15 protein-coding genes are annotated in these 16,393 nt (G+C 43.9%); 11 read left to right on the top strand and 4 right to left on the bottom strand.

The window, feature by feature from the left end; all coding sequences use genetic code 11:
* Positions 1 to 94: 94 nt before the first annotated feature.
* The gene (locus ACTD55_RS16015) at positions 95 to 2,791 is read right to left on the bottom strand and encodes a TonB-dependent receptor (protein ID WP_438865387.1); all 2,697 of its coding nucleotides are present in this window, start codon (positions 2,789 to 2,791) and stop codon (positions 95 to 97) included.
* A 269-nt stretch (positions 2,792 to 3,060) separates the two neighbouring features.
* On the opposite strand from ACTD55_RS16015, the gene ACTD55_RS16010 reads away from it, so the two are divergent.
* Positions 3,061 to 4,101, top strand: a complete 1,041-nt coding sequence (locus ACTD55_RS16010; protein WP_438865340.1) for a LacI family DNA-binding transcriptional regulator — start codon at positions 3,061 to 3,063, stop codon at positions 4,099 to 4,101.
* A 28-nt stretch (positions 4,102 to 4,129) separates the two neighbouring features.
* Here the strand turns inward: ACTD55_RS16010 and ACTD55_RS16005 are convergent, their stop codons facing one another.
* From ACTD55_RS16005 to ACTD55_RS15995, 3 genes are all read right to left on the bottom strand, one after another.
* Positions 4,130 to 5,914 carry a protein-disulfide reductase DsbD gene (locus ACTD55_RS16005; RefSeq protein ID WP_438865339.1) on the bottom strand — a complete coding sequence of 595 codons (1,785 nt, stop codon included), beginning with the start codon at positions 5,912 to 5,914 and terminating at the stop codon, positions 4,130 to 4,132.
* Positions 5,915 to 5,938: 24 nt separating this feature from the next.
* A complete protein-coding gene (gene cutA, locus ACTD55_RS16000; RefSeq protein ID WP_438865338.1) occupies positions 5,939 to 6,259 on the bottom strand; it encodes a divalent-cation tolerance protein CutA in 321 nt (106 codons plus the stop codon).
* 81 nt (positions 6,260 to 6,340) lie between these two features.
* Positions 6,341 to 7,258 carry a TlpA family protein disulfide reductase gene (locus ACTD55_RS15995; RefSeq protein ID WP_438865337.1) on the bottom strand — a complete coding sequence of 306 codons (918 nt, stop codon included), beginning with the start codon at positions 7,256 to 7,258 and terminating at the stop codon, positions 6,341 to 6,343.
* A 133-nt stretch (positions 7,259 to 7,391) separates the two neighbouring features.
* Here ACTD55_RS15995 and ACTD55_RS15990 point away from each other — a divergent pair, with 133 nt between their 5' ends.
* The 10 genes from ACTD55_RS15990 to ACTD55_RS15945 form a co-directional block, all read left to right on the top strand.
* A complete protein-coding gene (locus tag ACTD55_RS15990) occupies positions 7,392 to 8,825 on the top strand; it encodes a PLP-dependent aminotransferase family protein (RefSeq protein ID WP_438865336.1) in 1,434 nt (477 codons plus the stop codon).
* 73 nt (positions 8,826 to 8,898) lie between these two features.
* Positions 8,899 to 9,414: an FxsA family protein gene (locus tag ACTD55_RS15985; protein ID WP_438865335.1), complete on the top strand. Its 516-nt coding sequence runs from the start codon at positions 8,899 to 8,901 to the stop codon at positions 9,412 to 9,414.
* A 19-nt stretch (positions 9,415 to 9,433) separates the two neighbouring features.
* Positions 9,434 to 9,709, top strand: coding sequence for a peptidylprolyl isomerase (locus ACTD55_RS15980; RefSeq protein ID WP_438865334.1), 276 nt, complete (start codon positions 9,434 to 9,436; stop codon positions 9,707 to 9,709).
* A 28-nt stretch (positions 9,710 to 9,737) separates the two neighbouring features.
* On the top strand, positions 9,738 to 10,142 hold the full coding sequence (locus tag ACTD55_RS15975) for a DUF1801 domain-containing protein (protein WP_438865333.1): 405 nt from the start codon (positions 9,738 to 9,740) through the stop codon (positions 10,140 to 10,142).
* A gap of 77 nt (positions 10,143 to 10,219) precedes the next feature.
* A complete protein-coding gene (locus tag ACTD55_RS15970; protein WP_438865332.1) occupies positions 10,220 to 10,576 on the top strand; it encodes a MerR family transcriptional regulator in 357 nt (118 codons plus the stop codon).
* Between the two features lie 74 nt (positions 10,577 to 10,650).
* Positions 10,651 to 11,043 carry a carboxymuconolactone decarboxylase family protein gene (locus ACTD55_RS15965; protein ID WP_438865331.1) on the top strand — a complete coding sequence of 131 codons (393 nt, stop codon included), beginning with the start codon at positions 10,651 to 10,653 and terminating at the stop codon, positions 11,041 to 11,043.
* A gap of 113 nt (positions 11,044 to 11,156) precedes the next feature.
* Positions 11,157 to 13,325 carry a DNA helicase II gene (uvrD, locus tag ACTD55_RS15960; RefSeq protein ID WP_438865330.1) on the top strand — a complete coding sequence of 723 codons (2,169 nt, stop codon included), beginning with the start codon at positions 11,157 to 11,159 and terminating at the stop codon, positions 13,323 to 13,325.
* A gap of 48 nt (positions 13,326 to 13,373) precedes the next feature.
* Positions 13,374 to 14,612: a GGDEF domain-containing response regulator gene (locus ACTD55_RS15955; protein WP_438865329.1), complete on the top strand. Its 1,239-nt coding sequence runs from the start codon at positions 13,374 to 13,376 to the stop codon at positions 14,610 to 14,612.
* A gap of 26 nt (positions 14,613 to 14,638) precedes the next feature.
* A complete protein-coding gene (locus ACTD55_RS15950; protein WP_438865328.1) occupies positions 14,639 to 15,607 on the top strand; it encodes a sensor domain-containing diguanylate cyclase in 969 nt (322 codons plus the stop codon).
* A 99-nt stretch (positions 15,608 to 15,706) separates the two neighbouring features.
* Positions 15,707 to 16,393, top strand: a 687-nt coding sequence (locus tag ACTD55_RS15945; RefSeq protein ID WP_438865327.1) for a TSUP family transporter, incomplete at its 3' end; no start/stop codon positions are given.

Here is a 16,393-nt window from a genome sequence, read left to right as displayed (position 1 = left end):
AATAGCGAAGATAAACCTTAACCTAAGTTAGCCGGTGAGTTAAGGTAAAAAGCCGGACAATTGTCCGGCTTTTTTGTCAGATGAATACCTGCTTTTAGAAGTTTAAATGTACCCCAACAACGAAACGTCGACCATTGTCATACAATGACATTAATCGATCTTTATCGGTGTTGTATTCACGCACTTCTTCATCAGTGATATTGACCGCTTCCAAATTAACCGAGATTGTTTCAGTTAAGTTAATGGTTGCGCTGGCATCCCACTGACCGTAGGCATCGTTCCAAAGTTCGTCACCATTAAAATGAAGCCCTTTATACCACTCACTACGGTAGTTATACATTAGACGAGCGCTGAACGTGTCATCTTCATAAAATCCCGTTAAGTTCATCATATTTCTGGAGGTGCCATCAAACAAGGCGGAACCGGCAACATTTTCATCACGTAACTGATCGCTTTGTGCGTCAGTATAGGTGTAGTTTGCTTGAACACCGTAACCGCCAAAATCATGCTGCCAATTAAGCTCGATACCATTGATTGAACCACCCAAACCGTCACCCGGTTGAGTGAATTCTACGTCTACATATTCGTTCGTTTCTTGGTTAAAACGAGGTTCAACAAAGATAGACGATGTACGTAGAGACATTATGTCCTTAAAGAAATAAGTCGCTGATAATAATGATGAATCGCTATAATACCATTCGTATGAAATATCGAACTGGTTGGCAATAACCGGTTTAAGCATAGGGTTATTACGAACCCCCGTCGGTTCAGCTTGATTCAAAGAACCATAGGTTTCTGAAGCAGAAATATCTTGCCAGTTTTGACGAGCCATAACACGAGCGGCGCCCACGCGCAGGATGGTATCTTCATCTAGATTGAAGGCAACGTTTAAGCTAGGTAGGAATTCGTTATAGTCGTTATCAACTTCGGCCCATTCAAGGGATGACGGCGTTAACCAATCTTTGTTCAGAGTAAGCAAGCCACTGCTATCGTTGGAGAACTCCCAACCACCAGAGGTTTGTTTAGTTGATACATAACGTAGGCCTATATTACCACGGTAATTATCACCACTGAAATCACCTTGAGCATACAGAGCTAGTATATTCTCTTTGATTTTAAACTGTTCTGCGAGTGCTAGATGATATGCATAATCAGCCGGAACATTATTTAAGCCATCAAAGGCGATGCTCTCCATTGTGTCACGGTTTTGTACAACTTGATTTGCTAGCGTCCCGTCAGCCAGGACATCTACATCGCGGGCACCATCAGTAAGACCACAATCTGCCAATGTAGGGCATTGCGCAAAAATATAGCTCAAATAGTTAGCAGCTAAGTCTTCGTTACCAATCATCGTGTCCGGACCGTGCCAACTATTAACTGTGCGGTTAGTGATGGAGTTTTCTGATTGACGATATTTAGCGCCTGTTTTAAAGGTTTGGAAAGGTCCTGCATCAATTGGGACTTCCAAATCTAATTGGCCATAACTTTCTTGATCTTCTGTTGGGCGACGTCCCCCCCAAATCCAGCCCGCAGCAAATTTACTTGGATCGCTGCCGTCAACTGCCGTATTGATTGTTGGTGTGCCTGTTAAATCATAATCAAAGTCTGAAACGGCTGTGTATTCCCATGATGTTTCACGTAGTGTGCCGCCATCAGCTTTAGTAGTACCAATTTGACCATGAACTTTATAGGTCTCTGTGCTGTAATTTACGTCTAAATCAACAGATTGGGTCTGTGTTTGGGAAACTCGGTTGATAAAGTTATAACCCAACCAGCCATCTTCGGCACTGGACGCTAAGATATTGCCGTTAGGCTTGCTGGTGGCATTATCATAAATTTCTTGAGCCATATCATTAGGACGGACCAGCAAGTTTGAGTTTTTATTGTCAGAGTCCATCTTAGATTTCAATATATTTAAAGTCATATCGAGATCAGCAGTAGGCGCATATTGTAATGAAACAAACCCAGTCCGACGTTCACGTTTTTGATCAAAAGTAGGAATACCAATATGACTTGGCAAGCGGAACTCGTCACCGTTGGCAGCCGTATTTTTGCGCCAGCCTAAAATTTCTAATCCCTGACGTTCTAAAGTACGATCTTGAGAAACCAGTGAAATCAATGCTCCAAAGGTTTCATTTTCATTTTTCCAAGAATAAGTACCAGACAATTGTGGATCGGTTTTTCCAGATGCATCTGAATACTGTCCTTCAATACTTAGCGATAAGGTGTTGGCATCCATTTCCAGAGGTCGGCGAGTACGCAAAATAACAGTACCACCGATTGAGCCTTCATCAATGCTCGCTTGTGGAGATTTATATACGTCCAAGCTGCGAACCAAAGAAGAGGGTAACAGCGTATAGTTAAAAGAACGAGTTGAAGGATCTAGGATAAACCAGTCCGCAGATGCGACCGATTGACCGTTTAATAACGTGCGGTTTAAGGAAGGGCCGGCACCTCTGATACTTACCTTTTCACCTTCACCAAACTCACGACTCACGGCAACACCCGTGACACGAGATAAAGATTCGGCAACGTTTTTATCTGGAAATTTGCCAATATCTTCGGCGGTAATTGAATCAACAATACTGTCCGAGAATCGTTTATTATTAAGGTTTTCACGTTGTGATGCGCGAATACCACTAACTTGAATGACTTCTACATCACTCGCTTTGGCGGCTTGTTCTTCTTGTGCGTTAACTGCGGCAGGAAATAAAGCGGCAGTACTGGCGGTTCCGATACACAGAGCGAGTTTAATACTCTGCGATACTTTGTTCAGTCTTGAATGGGTCATGTTCACTGTAGTGTCCTCTTTTATTATATTGACAGCGCTGTCATTTGGCGTCTTTAAAAATGACAACCACTTGCCTGTTTTATAAAAAATAAAACATGACAGCGTTGTCATTTGTGGTTAAATTTACAACAGGGTTTTTCAGAACGCAAATAATAATTACAAAAAAATAACATATGGGTTTGTTGATCTTGCAGCTATCAAATAATTCTTGCTGGTAATCAAATGCGTCTCTGTGTTAACAATGCGCTATTGAATTTGGAAAGACTAAAATGAAATCAACCATTAAAGACGTTGCCGAACTCGCCGGAGTCTCGATAAAAACCGTGTCACGCGTGATAAACCAAGAAGGTTCAGTGCGTGCCGACACACTAAAAAAAGTCTCCGAAGCGATCGCATCATTGAATTATCAGCCTAATCATGCGGCGCGAAATTTAGCGGGAACTCGTTCTTATGCGCTAGGTTATGTTTACGATAATCCCAATGCGTATTACGTTATTGACATGCAAAACGGTATTTTGAGTGAATGCCGAGACAAAGGTTATGAGCTAATAATCCACCCTTGCAATGCGGCCAGCGAAACTATTGTGGATGAAATTCGGATGATGGTGATCCGTTCGCAATTGGCCGGGCTGATTATTTCTCCGCCTTTGTCGGAGATGCCAGAAGTGCTGGAAGCGCTGGAGCAGATGGACGTTAATTTTGTTCGGGTTGTATCGGGCTCCTGTGAAGAACAAGAAACCTCCCCTTGTGTTTTTATTCACGACCATGAAGCAGCGCTGGATATTACCGAACATCTTATTAGTTTGGGGCATAAAAAGATTGCGTTTATTAGCGGGGATAAAGGTCACCGTTCTACCGACGAACGACAAAATGGTTACATTGCCGCATTACAAAAACACCAAATTGAAACGCATCCAGAATATATTTTCGCCGGTCAGTATTCTTTTAAAACCGGTGTGGAAGGGGCGCAATATTTACTAGGATTAGATGATCCACCGACGGCGATTTTCTCCTGTAACGATGAAATCGCGGCTGGTGCGTTATTTGCCAGCCGTTTAATGGGGGTATCGGTACCTGAGCAATTGTCCATCGCTGGCTTTGAGGATAGCCCATTCTCTCGTCAGACATGGCCAAAACTGACCACCGCGGCCCAGCCTATCAGTGTGATCGCACGTAAAGCCTCATCATCGCTAATCGCGCATATTATTGCCCAGCGAACGGGTAAAGGAATCACTGGCAAAATTGCCCATCAACACTTCCAGCCTCAATTGGTGGTAAGGGAATCCACCCAGCGCCTTGCGGACGGTTAACTTAGATAGGTAAAACCGCAGAGGCGCCCTAAGGCGCCAAAATGCTATTGATATGCTTGGCAAACGGTTCGGCTTGCATAAAACCGGTGATGCGCCCGCTGCTGATTTCATTCCCTTTGGTGTCAAAAAACAGAATGGTCGGTAAGCCCAATACGTTAAAATGCTCCTGAAAACCCAAATTGGTAGGCGTGTTATCGGTTAGGTCAATTTGCATCAGCACCGTATTCGCCAAGGCTTGTTTAACCACTGGTTTGGGAAAGGTATATTTTTCAAATTCCTTACAGGCCACACACCAGTCAGCATATAAATCCACCATCACCGATTTTCCTTCTGCATTGGCCGCCGCCAGCTTGGCTTGGAAATCCTGCAAATTTTTGACCCGCATAAAACTGACATCATGCTGAACAGCCGATGCCGTGTCGGCTGAGGTGGCTATTGTTGTAGGAAACAAACGTTGATAGCCGTATAGGGCGCTGGCAAACAATCCCAGAAATATCACTAACGTTCGTACGCCTTTCATTAACGTTTGTTGGCTGGATTGATTCATTACTTGCCAATAACTAAACAGGGCTAGACCTAATAATGACCAAGCCAAATCGGTCCAGATATTACTAACCATTCGCTCAACAAAAAGTATCGCTACCGATAGCATCATAAAGCCAAAAGTGACTTTCACCACATTCATCCAGCTACCCGCTTTGGGGAGTAATTTTCCACTGGTTAATGCGAATAATATCAATGGAATACCCATGCCTAGACTCAATACATACAGCGCGGTAAAGCCGAGCACGAGATCACCACTTTGCGCGACAAACAGCAAAATTCCCGTGAGTGGGGCAGTGGTACAGGGGGAAGCAACCAGACCGGAAATGGCACCCATGATAAATACACCGACTATGCTGCCAGCGGTTTGCTGATTACTGAGGTTATTCAGTTTTTCCTGCCATTTTGAAGGTAACTGTAATTCCCACGTACCGAACATGACTAATGCCAGTAAGACAAAAATGACAATGAGAACAATTAAAATGGCCGGATGTTGCAGAGCGGCTTGGAACTGTACGCCAGCGGAGGCCACAATAAGGCCTAATATGGAGTACGTTACGGCCATGCCTTGTACATAAATAAAACTTAAACTAAAGGCTTTCGCTGAACTGATCTGTTTACCTTGCCCCAGTACGATAGCTGATAAAATTGGATACATTGGAAACACACAAGGTGTAAAGGCCAACAATATTCCCAAACCTAAAAACAGTAATAATGTGTAAGCCAGATTATCGCCACGGGTGAGTTGTTCCGCTAAATCAAATTGCTGTGATTGATTCGCGGAGGTGGTTGATGTGTTGGTTGTGGTTACGTCACCCTTGCTGGGTGTCACCGCTTGTAAATACACTACTTTGGTTGTTGGTGGATAACACAGGCCAGCATCTGCACAACCTTGATAGCGTATTTTAACCACTCCATCCTGTACGGACTCAATGACTGGATAGTGAATATCCACTTGCTGATAAAATACTTCTGATTCGCCAAAAAATTCGTCTTCGTGCTTAATCCCGGCAGGAAATACAGGATCACCGAGTTGGGCGTCTTTCACTACGGTTTTAAACTGTTTTTTATACAGATAATAGCCATCGGCAATCTGCCAGCTCAGGGTAAGTTGATCGCCCTGTTGAGTAAAATCAAACTGGAATGCCTGATCGACTGGCAAAAACTGGGGCTCTTCACTGAACATATCCTGTAACGGATCACTTGTCTGAGCCAGACTAACGCAACAGGTAAAGAGTAAACTAGTAATAAACAGGCGTAACAAGGTCATATCGGAAATAGTCTCTTAATCTAATTATTTTAATGAATCACGGATCCAGTCCAGGTAAGCATTACTGCCGTTGGCCACATCCAGTATTAGCCATTCCGGGACATCATAAGGATGTAATCTGATGACTAACTTAAATAAGTCATCTATCAGTTGATGTCGGGTCTTGAAAACCAGCTGGATCTCATTGTCCTGTTGAGTTTCATTTTGCCATAAATAAACCGATTCAACCTTGTCAATTATATTCACACAAGCTGCTAATCGTTGATTAACAGCGGTATGGGCAATTTGTGTGGCAATGGTTTTATCTGGACATGTACATAGCGCAATACAAAACTCCGCCTTCATTGACCTGCTCCATAAGTGATTCATTTCACCGTTGTAGCATTTTTATAACCATTAACGCCATATTAGGGTTAAAAACAGGCGCTAGGGTAAATAGGCTGCCAATTGCTGTTTAACGTGCTGTAAGTCAGTTAACTCTTTGATACGTAACAGTTCCTTACCTTGTTTAATCACAATTAATTGTGGTATTTGGGTGATACCAAAAGAGAAAAACAGATCGCCCGAATCATCCAGCGAAATGGGATGCTGAATATGATACTTGTCGATGTAGTTGTTTAGATCCTTGGTTTCGGTCCAGATATTGTTGACCACGCCTCGCAAGTTTAACTTGGGGTACTCGGCAAATAATTGATTAATATTTTGCTGGCCAACAATACACGCTTGTGACATTGCGGGACGAGTTTTTTGCAGATACCAGTCACACCAGGTAGCGCTAAAAAATAATAGTGTTGGTTGTTCACTATCAAGCGAAATAGTGCTGTTATGGCCGTCTTTATCGGTCAGTAAGATAGGGGGTAACTGGCTAGCTGAACCGGCCGCCAGTAGTTGAATTTTTCGATCCAGCTTAGCATCAGCCTCGTGACCACTATGCACTACCCGACCTTGTTTATTAATCAATATATGATAAGGCGTACCGACAAAATTTAATGATTGAGCCAGCGAATGATCGCTATCCAGAGCGATAGGCATGGTTAAACCAAATTGTTTAACCACATGCTGTATATCGTTACGAGTTTCATTAATATCAATATCGACTGCAACGACCTGTATTTGATCGCCATATTGTTCCTGCACATGCTGAAAATGGGGCATCTGCTGCATACAAGGCTGACACCAACTGGCCCAAAACTTTAAGTACAGTGGTTTGCCATCTGCATAATCCGCCAGCGTTTGCGGACTGGCGTCCATTAACCTGATCTGAGCTTGTTGAATGTCAAATTCGCTGGCCTGTGCAGGTGTGAACAATACAACCAGCAAGAAAGAAAAGAATACATGTTTCATAATAAGCCTCACCGACCGTTATAAAAGGCCAGTATGGCACTAAATAACGGATTGTCAGATAGTCTAGTTAGTTGCTAAATAATAGTCTGCAGGTTAAATTGGTTTGGTAAAAGTGCCAATTATAGATAAATGTATGGAACCAATTTTAGAGTTGGAATTAAATCTAGCCGAACTCAAGCGTGGTGAGTTGCTGGATTCACTGCATCGACAATTATCGACTGCCATTATGGACGGACGTTTAAAAGCGGGTTTGCGTATGCCGGCAACTCGCAAATTAGCTCAGAGTTTAGCTGTTTCCCGTAATACCGTGATTGGTGTTTACGATATGCTGGTTAGTGAAGGCTATTTATACAGTCAACTTGGAGCCGGAACTTTTGTGGCGGATGTTTCCCTACCCGCAGTCAGCTCAACTCCGGTTCAGTCAATTGACCCTCGCATTAATGATTATTGGAACCACCCTGTCAGATTCGATGTCGAGTCAGGAGTACAATCTCAATGGGACTTCTCCGTCGGTAGTCCGGACTTGAGTGAATTTCCGTTTAGTGTTTGGCAACGGTACATTAATCGCCAAATTCGATTGCAGTCAAAAGGCCTGTTAGCGGCTCCTGATCCACAAGGTCAGGCTAATTTACGTCAGGCTATCGCTGGTTTTGTCTCCCATTCCCGAGCTGTTGCGTGCCATGTTGGGCAAGTACTGGTTACCACGGGGGCCCAGCAAGCCTTTGATCTAATTGCACGTATTTTGGTTAAAAGTGGTCATACTCGCATTGCCATGGAAGATCCCGGTTATCCAATGGCACGCATGGCTTTCTCGGCAGCCGGTGCACAGATAATCCATATTCCGGTGGATGATGAAGGGATCGTGGTGTCGGACATTCCCGCATCGGTTAATATTGTCTATGTCACACCTTCGCATCAGTTTCCAACCGGTGTCGCCATGTCTGCTGCGCGTCGAGCTCAATTACTGGCCTTAGCTGCGCAGCACAATATGGTGATTATCGAAGATGATTATGACAGTGAATTTCGTCTTACCGGCCCACCGATTGATGCTTTGCAAACTCATGATCGACATGCCAGCGTGTTTTATGTTGGAACTTTTTCCAAATGTATGTTGCCAGATATACGCTGTGGTTTTGTTGTCGCACCAGACTGGGCCATATCGGCATTAACCACCGCTAAACAGCAAACTGACTGGCACAATCCGGTGGTGACACAAGAAGCCTTGGCCCAATTTATCGTGCAGGGTGAGCTGTTGCGGCATATTCGCAAAATGCGGCGGGTTTATCGACAGCGTTACGAGGCCATTGTGACTAGTCTAAACGCATTGGCTGACCGCAAAGCCCGGCCATTGCCTATTTTGGCCGGCGTGCATGTGGCAGTGGCGGTAGAGAGTCAATGGTCCAGTAAGGAAATAGTGATACGCGCCAAACAGGTAGGGATCAAACTGCATAGTGCCAAGGAATTTAGTACAGGTAACTATAATCACAAACTGTTAGTGTTAGGCTTTGGTCATATTAGCCAGCGGGCGATTCCCGCGGGGATTGAGAAACTGATCAACATTTTGTAACGATTTGCGGGCTTGGTATTGGGTTATTTAGTGCCATAACGTTTAAATACACCTTTAAAGCAGGAAACCAATTTTGGGAAAATTGTTTATTTTATTCGCGATACTACCTATCGCAGAAATTGCCTTACTCGTGAATGTGGGTGAGCAAATAGGCGGTTGGAATACCGTGGCTATTGTCATTATTACCGCTGCCATTGGTTCATATCTGGTACGTCAGCAAGGTTTGGCAACGCTGTTTCAGGCTCAAACTAAAATGCAAAGTGGTCAGATGCCGGGTCAGGAAATGGCTGAAGGATTGTTGCTGGTCATTGCCGGTGTGATGTTGGTGACGCCCGGTTTCATTACTGACACCGTCGGTTTTTTGTTATGTCTGCCTGTCACCCGTCCATTTATTGCTCGGGCTATCATGCAACGTATGCAAGTACAAATGGTGAATAATATTAACCGTCAGCAACAATCGGGTTTTGGTGGGCAGTTTCATGCTGATTTTCAGTCGCCCCCACCGTCACAGCAGGATGGCGATATTATTGAAGGGGAATATGAAAACAAAGATGCCCCCGATCGCGATAAGCTAAACAAGCCAGATTGAATTTAAAAGAGAAATAGCGATGAAAGCCTGTGCCTGTCATATATTGGTTAAAACCAGACAAGAAGCGGAGAAAATTAAAAGCCTATTGGATAAAGGCGGTAATTTTCACGATTTAGCTAAAAAACATTCACTTTGTCCTTCCGGTAAAAAGGGTGGGGATTTAGGTGAATTTGGCCCAGGCAAGATGGTAAAAGCGTTCGATAATGTGGTGTTTAAAAAGCCCATATTACAAGTACATGGGCCAATTAAAACACAATTTGGTTTTCATCTGATTAAAACGTTGTATCGGAATTAACTTGATAAGCAAGTGTCAGCACCAGAGTATGAATGAGCAGGTTAAAACCAAGTTTGCCACTTATCCTGCGCATATTCGGCCACTGATGTTGAATCTTCGCGAGCTTATTCTCACTGTCGCTAATGAGCTTGAAATAGGCGAAATAGTTGAGACCTTAAAATGGGGTGAGCCAAGCTATATTGCTCAACATGGTAGCACCATCCGGATTGACTGGAAGGCAAAGCAACCGGATCAATACGCCCTTTATTTTAACTGCAATAGTTCATTGGTAGAGACATTTAAACAGCGTTATGGCGAGTTGTTTAATTATCAGGGGAACCGAGCCATTATTTTTAGGCTGGATGATCATATCCCCACCGCACCGTTACAGCATTGTATTCAATTATCGCTTCAATATCATAAGGTTAAGCATTTACCATTATTGGGTGTTTAACTTTGTTTTATATCAACCCATATTATGGGTTTTAGCTCTGTCCTTCAGGTATGACTAATACGGATGAATCAATGTAGATGAATATTCAGCGCTTTTCCCAATTGAGTAAGGTATCGGTTTATACCCTCAGATATTACGAGAAAATAGGCTTGTTAAAGCATATTCATCGAAATAGCAGTGGTCATCGCAGTTTTAGCCAGGCTGATCTTGACTGGATCGCATTTATTAAACGCCTTAAAGACACTGGCATGCCACTGCAAGATATTAAAACCTACGCCGATCTGCGTGAACAAGGCGATGCGACTCACTTTTCCAGACTTGAATTGCTGGAGCAACATACCAAAAACTTGCAAGCACGGATCGCCACCGATGTGGCACATTTGCAAAAACTGCAAGACAAAATTGACTATTACAAGCAACAAACCACCGATTAGCATGGGGTGTTGACTTAGAGTTTACTCGAGGTTGTAGAGTGATGTTTTTATATCCCACGACAACAGGAGTAACAATGAGTAATCAACGTTTTCAATCTGGTTTGAACAAATTACGCGAAATCGATGGTAAGGCAGGTGAGCAGGTTATTGAAAGTCTGGCCAGCATTGCCCCTGATTTGGCAAAATACACCATAGAGTTTCCGTTCGGGGATATTTATCAACGGCCGGGACTGGATTTGAAAAGTCGTGAGCTAGTCACTGTAGCGGCGCTGACGGCATTAGGTCATTGCCAACCTCAACTTAACGTGCACATCAATGGTGCTTTAAATGTCGGTTGTCAGCCATCAGAGATTATCGAAGTCATAATACAGATGGCGGTTTATGCCGGATTTCCAGCCGCTTTAAATGGAATGTTTGTTGCCAAACAGGTGTTTATTGAACGACAGATTATCCCCGCTTCAGATTAATTCGTGTTTATTGTTGCCGACGCTGCTCGGCACACGCTACTTCCCTGTAGATATAACCAGTATTATTGGTATACTGCCGCTATTATTTTTCCCTAAAAAAATTGGGTAGTGGGATGGATGTATCGGCTTTACTTGATCAACTAAACGAAAAGCAACGAGCGGCAGTGGGGGCGCCCGCCAGTGATATGCTGGTATTGGCCGGTGCCGGTAGTGGTAAAACCCGTGTGCTGGTACATCGTATTGCGTGGTTGATGGAAGTCGAAGGTATATCACCGTTTGGTATTTTGGCGGTCACCTTTACCAACAAAGCCGCCCGTGAAATGCGGGGTCGTATTGAAAGCTTGATGGGGACTCGTTTACAAGGACTGTGGATGGGGACTTTTCATGGGATTGCGCATCAATTATTACGCCGTCATCATCAAGAAGTGAATTTACCTGAGAGTTTTCAAATTCTCGATTCCGATGACCAATATCGCCTGATCAGGCGGGTATTAAAAGCCCTTAATCTGGATGAAAAGAATTGGGCACCCAAGCATGTACAATGGTATATCAACGGCAATAAAGACGAAGGATTACGCCCGCAAAATATTGAAACTCATGGTGATTATCAGCAAGCCAAAATGCGTGATATTTATCAAGCTTACCAGCAAACCTGTGATCGCTCCGGTTTGGTGGACTTTGCCGAATTGCTGCTACGTGCATACGAATTATGGGTCAATAACCCTCATGTATTACAGCATTATCAGCAACGCTTTCGCGCCATTTTGGTGGATGAGTTTCAGGATACCAATAACATTCAATATGCGTGGCTACGGCTGCTGGCCAGTGACAATCACAATATGATGATTGTCGGTGATGATGATCAATCTATTTATGGCTGGCGCGGTGCCAATGTAGAAAATATTCAGCATTTTTTACGGGATTTTAAAGGCGCCAGTACAGTTAGGCTGGAACAGAATTATCGTTCCACCGGTACGATTCTCAAGGCCGCTAATACCGTGATCGATAATAATCAGGGGCGCCTGGGCAAAGAGTTATGGACTGATGGAAATGACGGTGAGTTGATTTCATTGTATGCCGGTTTTAATGAGCTGGATGAAGCGCGCTTTATTGTCGCGCAAATAAAACAATGGAGTGATAAAGGCGGTGCGTTAAGTGACTGTGCCATTTTATATCGTAACAATGCCCAGTCACGAGTACTGGAAGAATCACTGATCCACGAAGCTCTGGCGTACCGAATTTATGGCGGCACCCGATTTTTCGAGCGGCAGGAAGTTAAAGATGCGCTAGGCTATTTACGCATGATCAGTCAGCCGCTGGATGATGCCGCATTTGAACGAGTGATCAACACGCCAACCCGGGGAATGGGAGAGAAAACCTTATTGCAAATTCGCCAACAGGCGCGCGACGCCGACCAAACCTTATGGCAAACCTCGATACAGTTATTACAGGAAAAACGGTTGTCCGGTCGGGCTGCCAATGCTTTACAAAGTTTTATTGATCTTGTACATAAAATGCAGGCTGATGTGGCGGAAATGAATTTGGAACAGATTGCGGACCATGCCATCAAGTATTCCGGTTTACGTGCCATGTACCAGGCTGAAAAAGGCGAAAAAGCCCAAAGCCGCATTGAAAACCTGGATCAGCTCGTCACCGCCTGTCAGCAGTTTGAAATGCCCGAAGAAGCGGAAAATATGACGCCACTAGCGGCATTTTTAGCACATGCCTCTTTGGAAGCCGGAGATAATCAAGCCGATAGCCACCAAGATGCGGTGCAAATGATGACGATTCATACCGCCAAAGGACTGGAATTTCCACAGGTCTTTTTGGCCGGTGTGGAAGAAGGGATGTTTCCCAGCCAGATGACCAATGATGAACCGGGCCGGATGGAAGAGGAGCGACGCCTTTGTTATGTGGGTATGACTCGCGCCATGCAAAAGCTGACAATTAGTTATGCCGAAAGCCGTCGTTTATACGGGCAAGATAAATACCATACCGTGTCTCGATTTGTGAAAGAAATCCCGTCCGAATGTATTGAAGAAGTCCGGTTGCGCACAACCGTTAGCAGACCCATGCAAAACCGTTTTCAACCTGCTACATCACACTCAGCTTTCGAATCGACCGGTTTTCAGTTAGGGCAGCGGGTATTGCACCCCAAGTTTGATGAAGGCACCATTTTAAGTTACGAAGGAAGTGGCGAGCATGCCCGGGTTCAGGTAAATTTTGATAGTGTCGGGAGTAAATGGTTAGTGGTTGCCTATGCGCGCTTAAGTTCAATTTAATCTGACTGCACTACACTTATTTAATTAATCTATTAAAATTAGATACTTATGCCCCAAAAAGTTCTGGTGATTGAAGATAGTTTGACGAGCACGAAAGTGTTGCAAAAAGTCATCCAAAAGGCTGGCTATAACGCGGTTTGTGCTAGTAGTTTGTTTCAGGCTAAACATCTTTTTGATCAAAGCATGCCGGAAGAATTTCTGTGTGCGATTGTTGATTTTCATTTGCCCGATGCCCCCAACGGGGAATCCATTGATTTCACCATCGAGGCTTACATTCCTACCATTGTCGTCACGGGTCGCGAAGATGAAGAAACGCGCAGTGTTATCATTGCCAAACGTATTGTGGATTATTTTACCAAGGGTAACAGTCAGTTTTATGAGTATCTGAGTCGTTTATTAACACGTTTGGAGCGCAATAAGCAGATTGGTATTTTGGTGGTTGAAGATTCCAGAGCTGAACGCAACGCCACTATTGCCTTATTGCAGCGGCATAACTTTGTTACCTATGCCGCCAGTAATGTTCAAGATGGTTTGGCGCAAATCAAGCAGCATAAACAAATCAAGTTGGTTATAACCGACGATGACTTGCCCGATATGAGCGGCATTAAAATGGCCGAAACCTTACGTCAGACTTATAGCAAAGAAGATTTAGCAATAATTGGCATATCTTACCAGGGGCGCCCAGGTCTCTCTGCCGGATTTATTAAAAGCGGTGCAAACGACTATCTTACCCGCCCTTACTGCCATGAAGAGTTTTTCTGTCGAGTAATTCAGAATGTAGAATATATCGAAAATATTGATGCCATTCAGCGCGCAGCCAATACCGATTATTTAACCGGTTTACCCAATCGACGTTATTTTTTTAGTAAGGTGAATAGCATCTTGCAATCTCCCCCTGTGGAGATGTCTTGCGCTTTACTGGATATTGATTATTTTAAAAAAATTAACGACAGTTATGGCCATGATGCGGGAGATGAAGTGCTTAAGGCCTTGGCACAAACCCTTTTGAAGCACTGTCAGCAATATCAGATTGCTCGGTTGGGCGGTGAAGAATTTTGCATTTTTATGCCTGATCTGGCACTTGTCGAGGCGAGTTTGTTTATTGAAAAATTGCGCCAAAAGGTTGAACAACTGAGCATTCCTTTCGCTAATAAGTTGCTACAATGCACTATAAGTATTGGCTTAACCGATCAGTATACGGGTAGTATTGATGATATGTTATTGCGTGCCGATAAACTGTTATATCAAGCTAAAGCTCAAGGACGAAACCAGTTAGTTACTGATTAAACCATTAAAAGGCAGGAATGTTCAGTATGCAGCCACCGGAAATACCCGAAGATGAAGAGGCAAGATTACACAGTTTAAATGAACTGAATGTACTGGATACGCCTCCCGAAGAACGTTTTGATCGCCTGACTCGCTTGGCTAAACGCATGTTTGATGTGCCCATTGCACTGGTTAGTCTGGTGGATAGAGATCGACAATGGTTTAAGTCTTGCGTGGGGTTGGATGTGAATCAAACAGCGCGGGATATTTCCTTTTGTGGTCATGCCATTTTAGGCCACGGTGTATTTGTGATTAACGATGCATCACAAGACGGGCGATTTGCCGACAATCCTCTGGTTACAGGCCCTCCCTACATTCGTTTCTATGCAGGCTGTCCACTCAAACATAGTGATGGTAGTAAATTAGGTACGCTGTGCCTGATTGATGATCGGCCCCGAATACTAAGTCGCGATGATATTATTGCCCTGGAAGATTTGGCCGCGATGGCCGAGCAGGAATTGATGGCAGTTCAGCTTGCGACCATGGATGAATTAACCGGTATTTCCAATCGCAGAGGCTTTATTAATCTCGCTGAACAAACTCTGAAAATGTGCATTCGTGAAAAGCAGTCGGTCTCGTTAATTTATTTTGATTTGGATAACTTTAAGCAAGTGAATGACCAGTTTGGCCATGCCGAAGGCGATAAAGCCTTAAAAGCATTTGCCCATATCATGCGAGAAACATTTAGAGACTCAGATGTTTATGGCCGCATCGGTGGTGATGAATTTGTGGTGTTACTCGTGAATACGTCGCAATCATTAGCTGAAGAAACCTTAGTCAGATTAAATCAGGCATTGGCAGATTATAATGCCAATACAGCTCATCAATATGAGCTATCCTGCACGTCCGGATTGGTCAATTGTGCTGCCGAGGCTGATACCTCTATTCAGTCCATGCTGGATGAAGCTGATAAGTTAATGTATGACAAAAAACAATCCCGGAAAAGCAACCACTGACCGGATTGTCATCATAATGTAACTCATACGTTTTAGTATCCGCGCCATTAACGATATTGGCAGATTGGCTATTGGAGGCGTTGTCTGGATATTTTGATTGTGTCCATTGCTGCATTATGTGCTGCTGGATTGACGCTGTTTTCCGGATTTGGTTTGGGCACCTTGCTAATGCCGGTTGTGGCACTGTTTTTTCCGCTGGATATTGCCATCGCGATCACTGCTATGGTGCATTTGGCCAATAATGTATTCAAGGGGGCGTTATTTGCCCGCCAGACTCATTGGACAGTGTTTTTCACTTTTGGCCTCCCAGCAGTGTTATTTGCCTTTATCGGTGCCTTTATTCTGGAATATTTATCCACCGCGCCCCCTTTGTTTGAGTATTCATTGGCTGATGCTACCGTGCAGATCGTTGCGATAAAAGCATTGGTGGGTATTTTGATTATTGGCTTTGTGCTACTGGAATTGTCTCCACGTTTTAATGCTATCCAAATGCCTTCTCGCTATTTGCCTGTTGGTGGTGCCTTGAGTGGTTTTTTTGGTGGACTATCTGGACATCAAGGGGCTTTCAGAAGTATGTTTTTATTAAAATCCGGTTTAACTAAGCAGCAATTTATTGCGACCGGTGTGATGTTGGCCATATTAGTAGATGTAGCTCGAATAGGCGTGTATGGCTGGCATCACACTAGTTGGGAGCAGATCGATTGGCAATTGGTTAGTTGTGCCAGTATTTCGGCCTTTATTGGGGTGTTTGCCGGTAGTCGCATACTGCATAAAGTGACCATTGCA

The sequence above is a fragment of the Neptunicella sp. genome (assembly GCF_048268085.1).
GTDB lineage: Bacteria > Pseudomonadota > Gammaproteobacteria > Enterobacterales > Alteromonadaceae > Neptunicella.
Note: the sequence above shows the minus strand (reverse complement) of the source record. Positions and strands in the feature narration are given on the sequence as shown.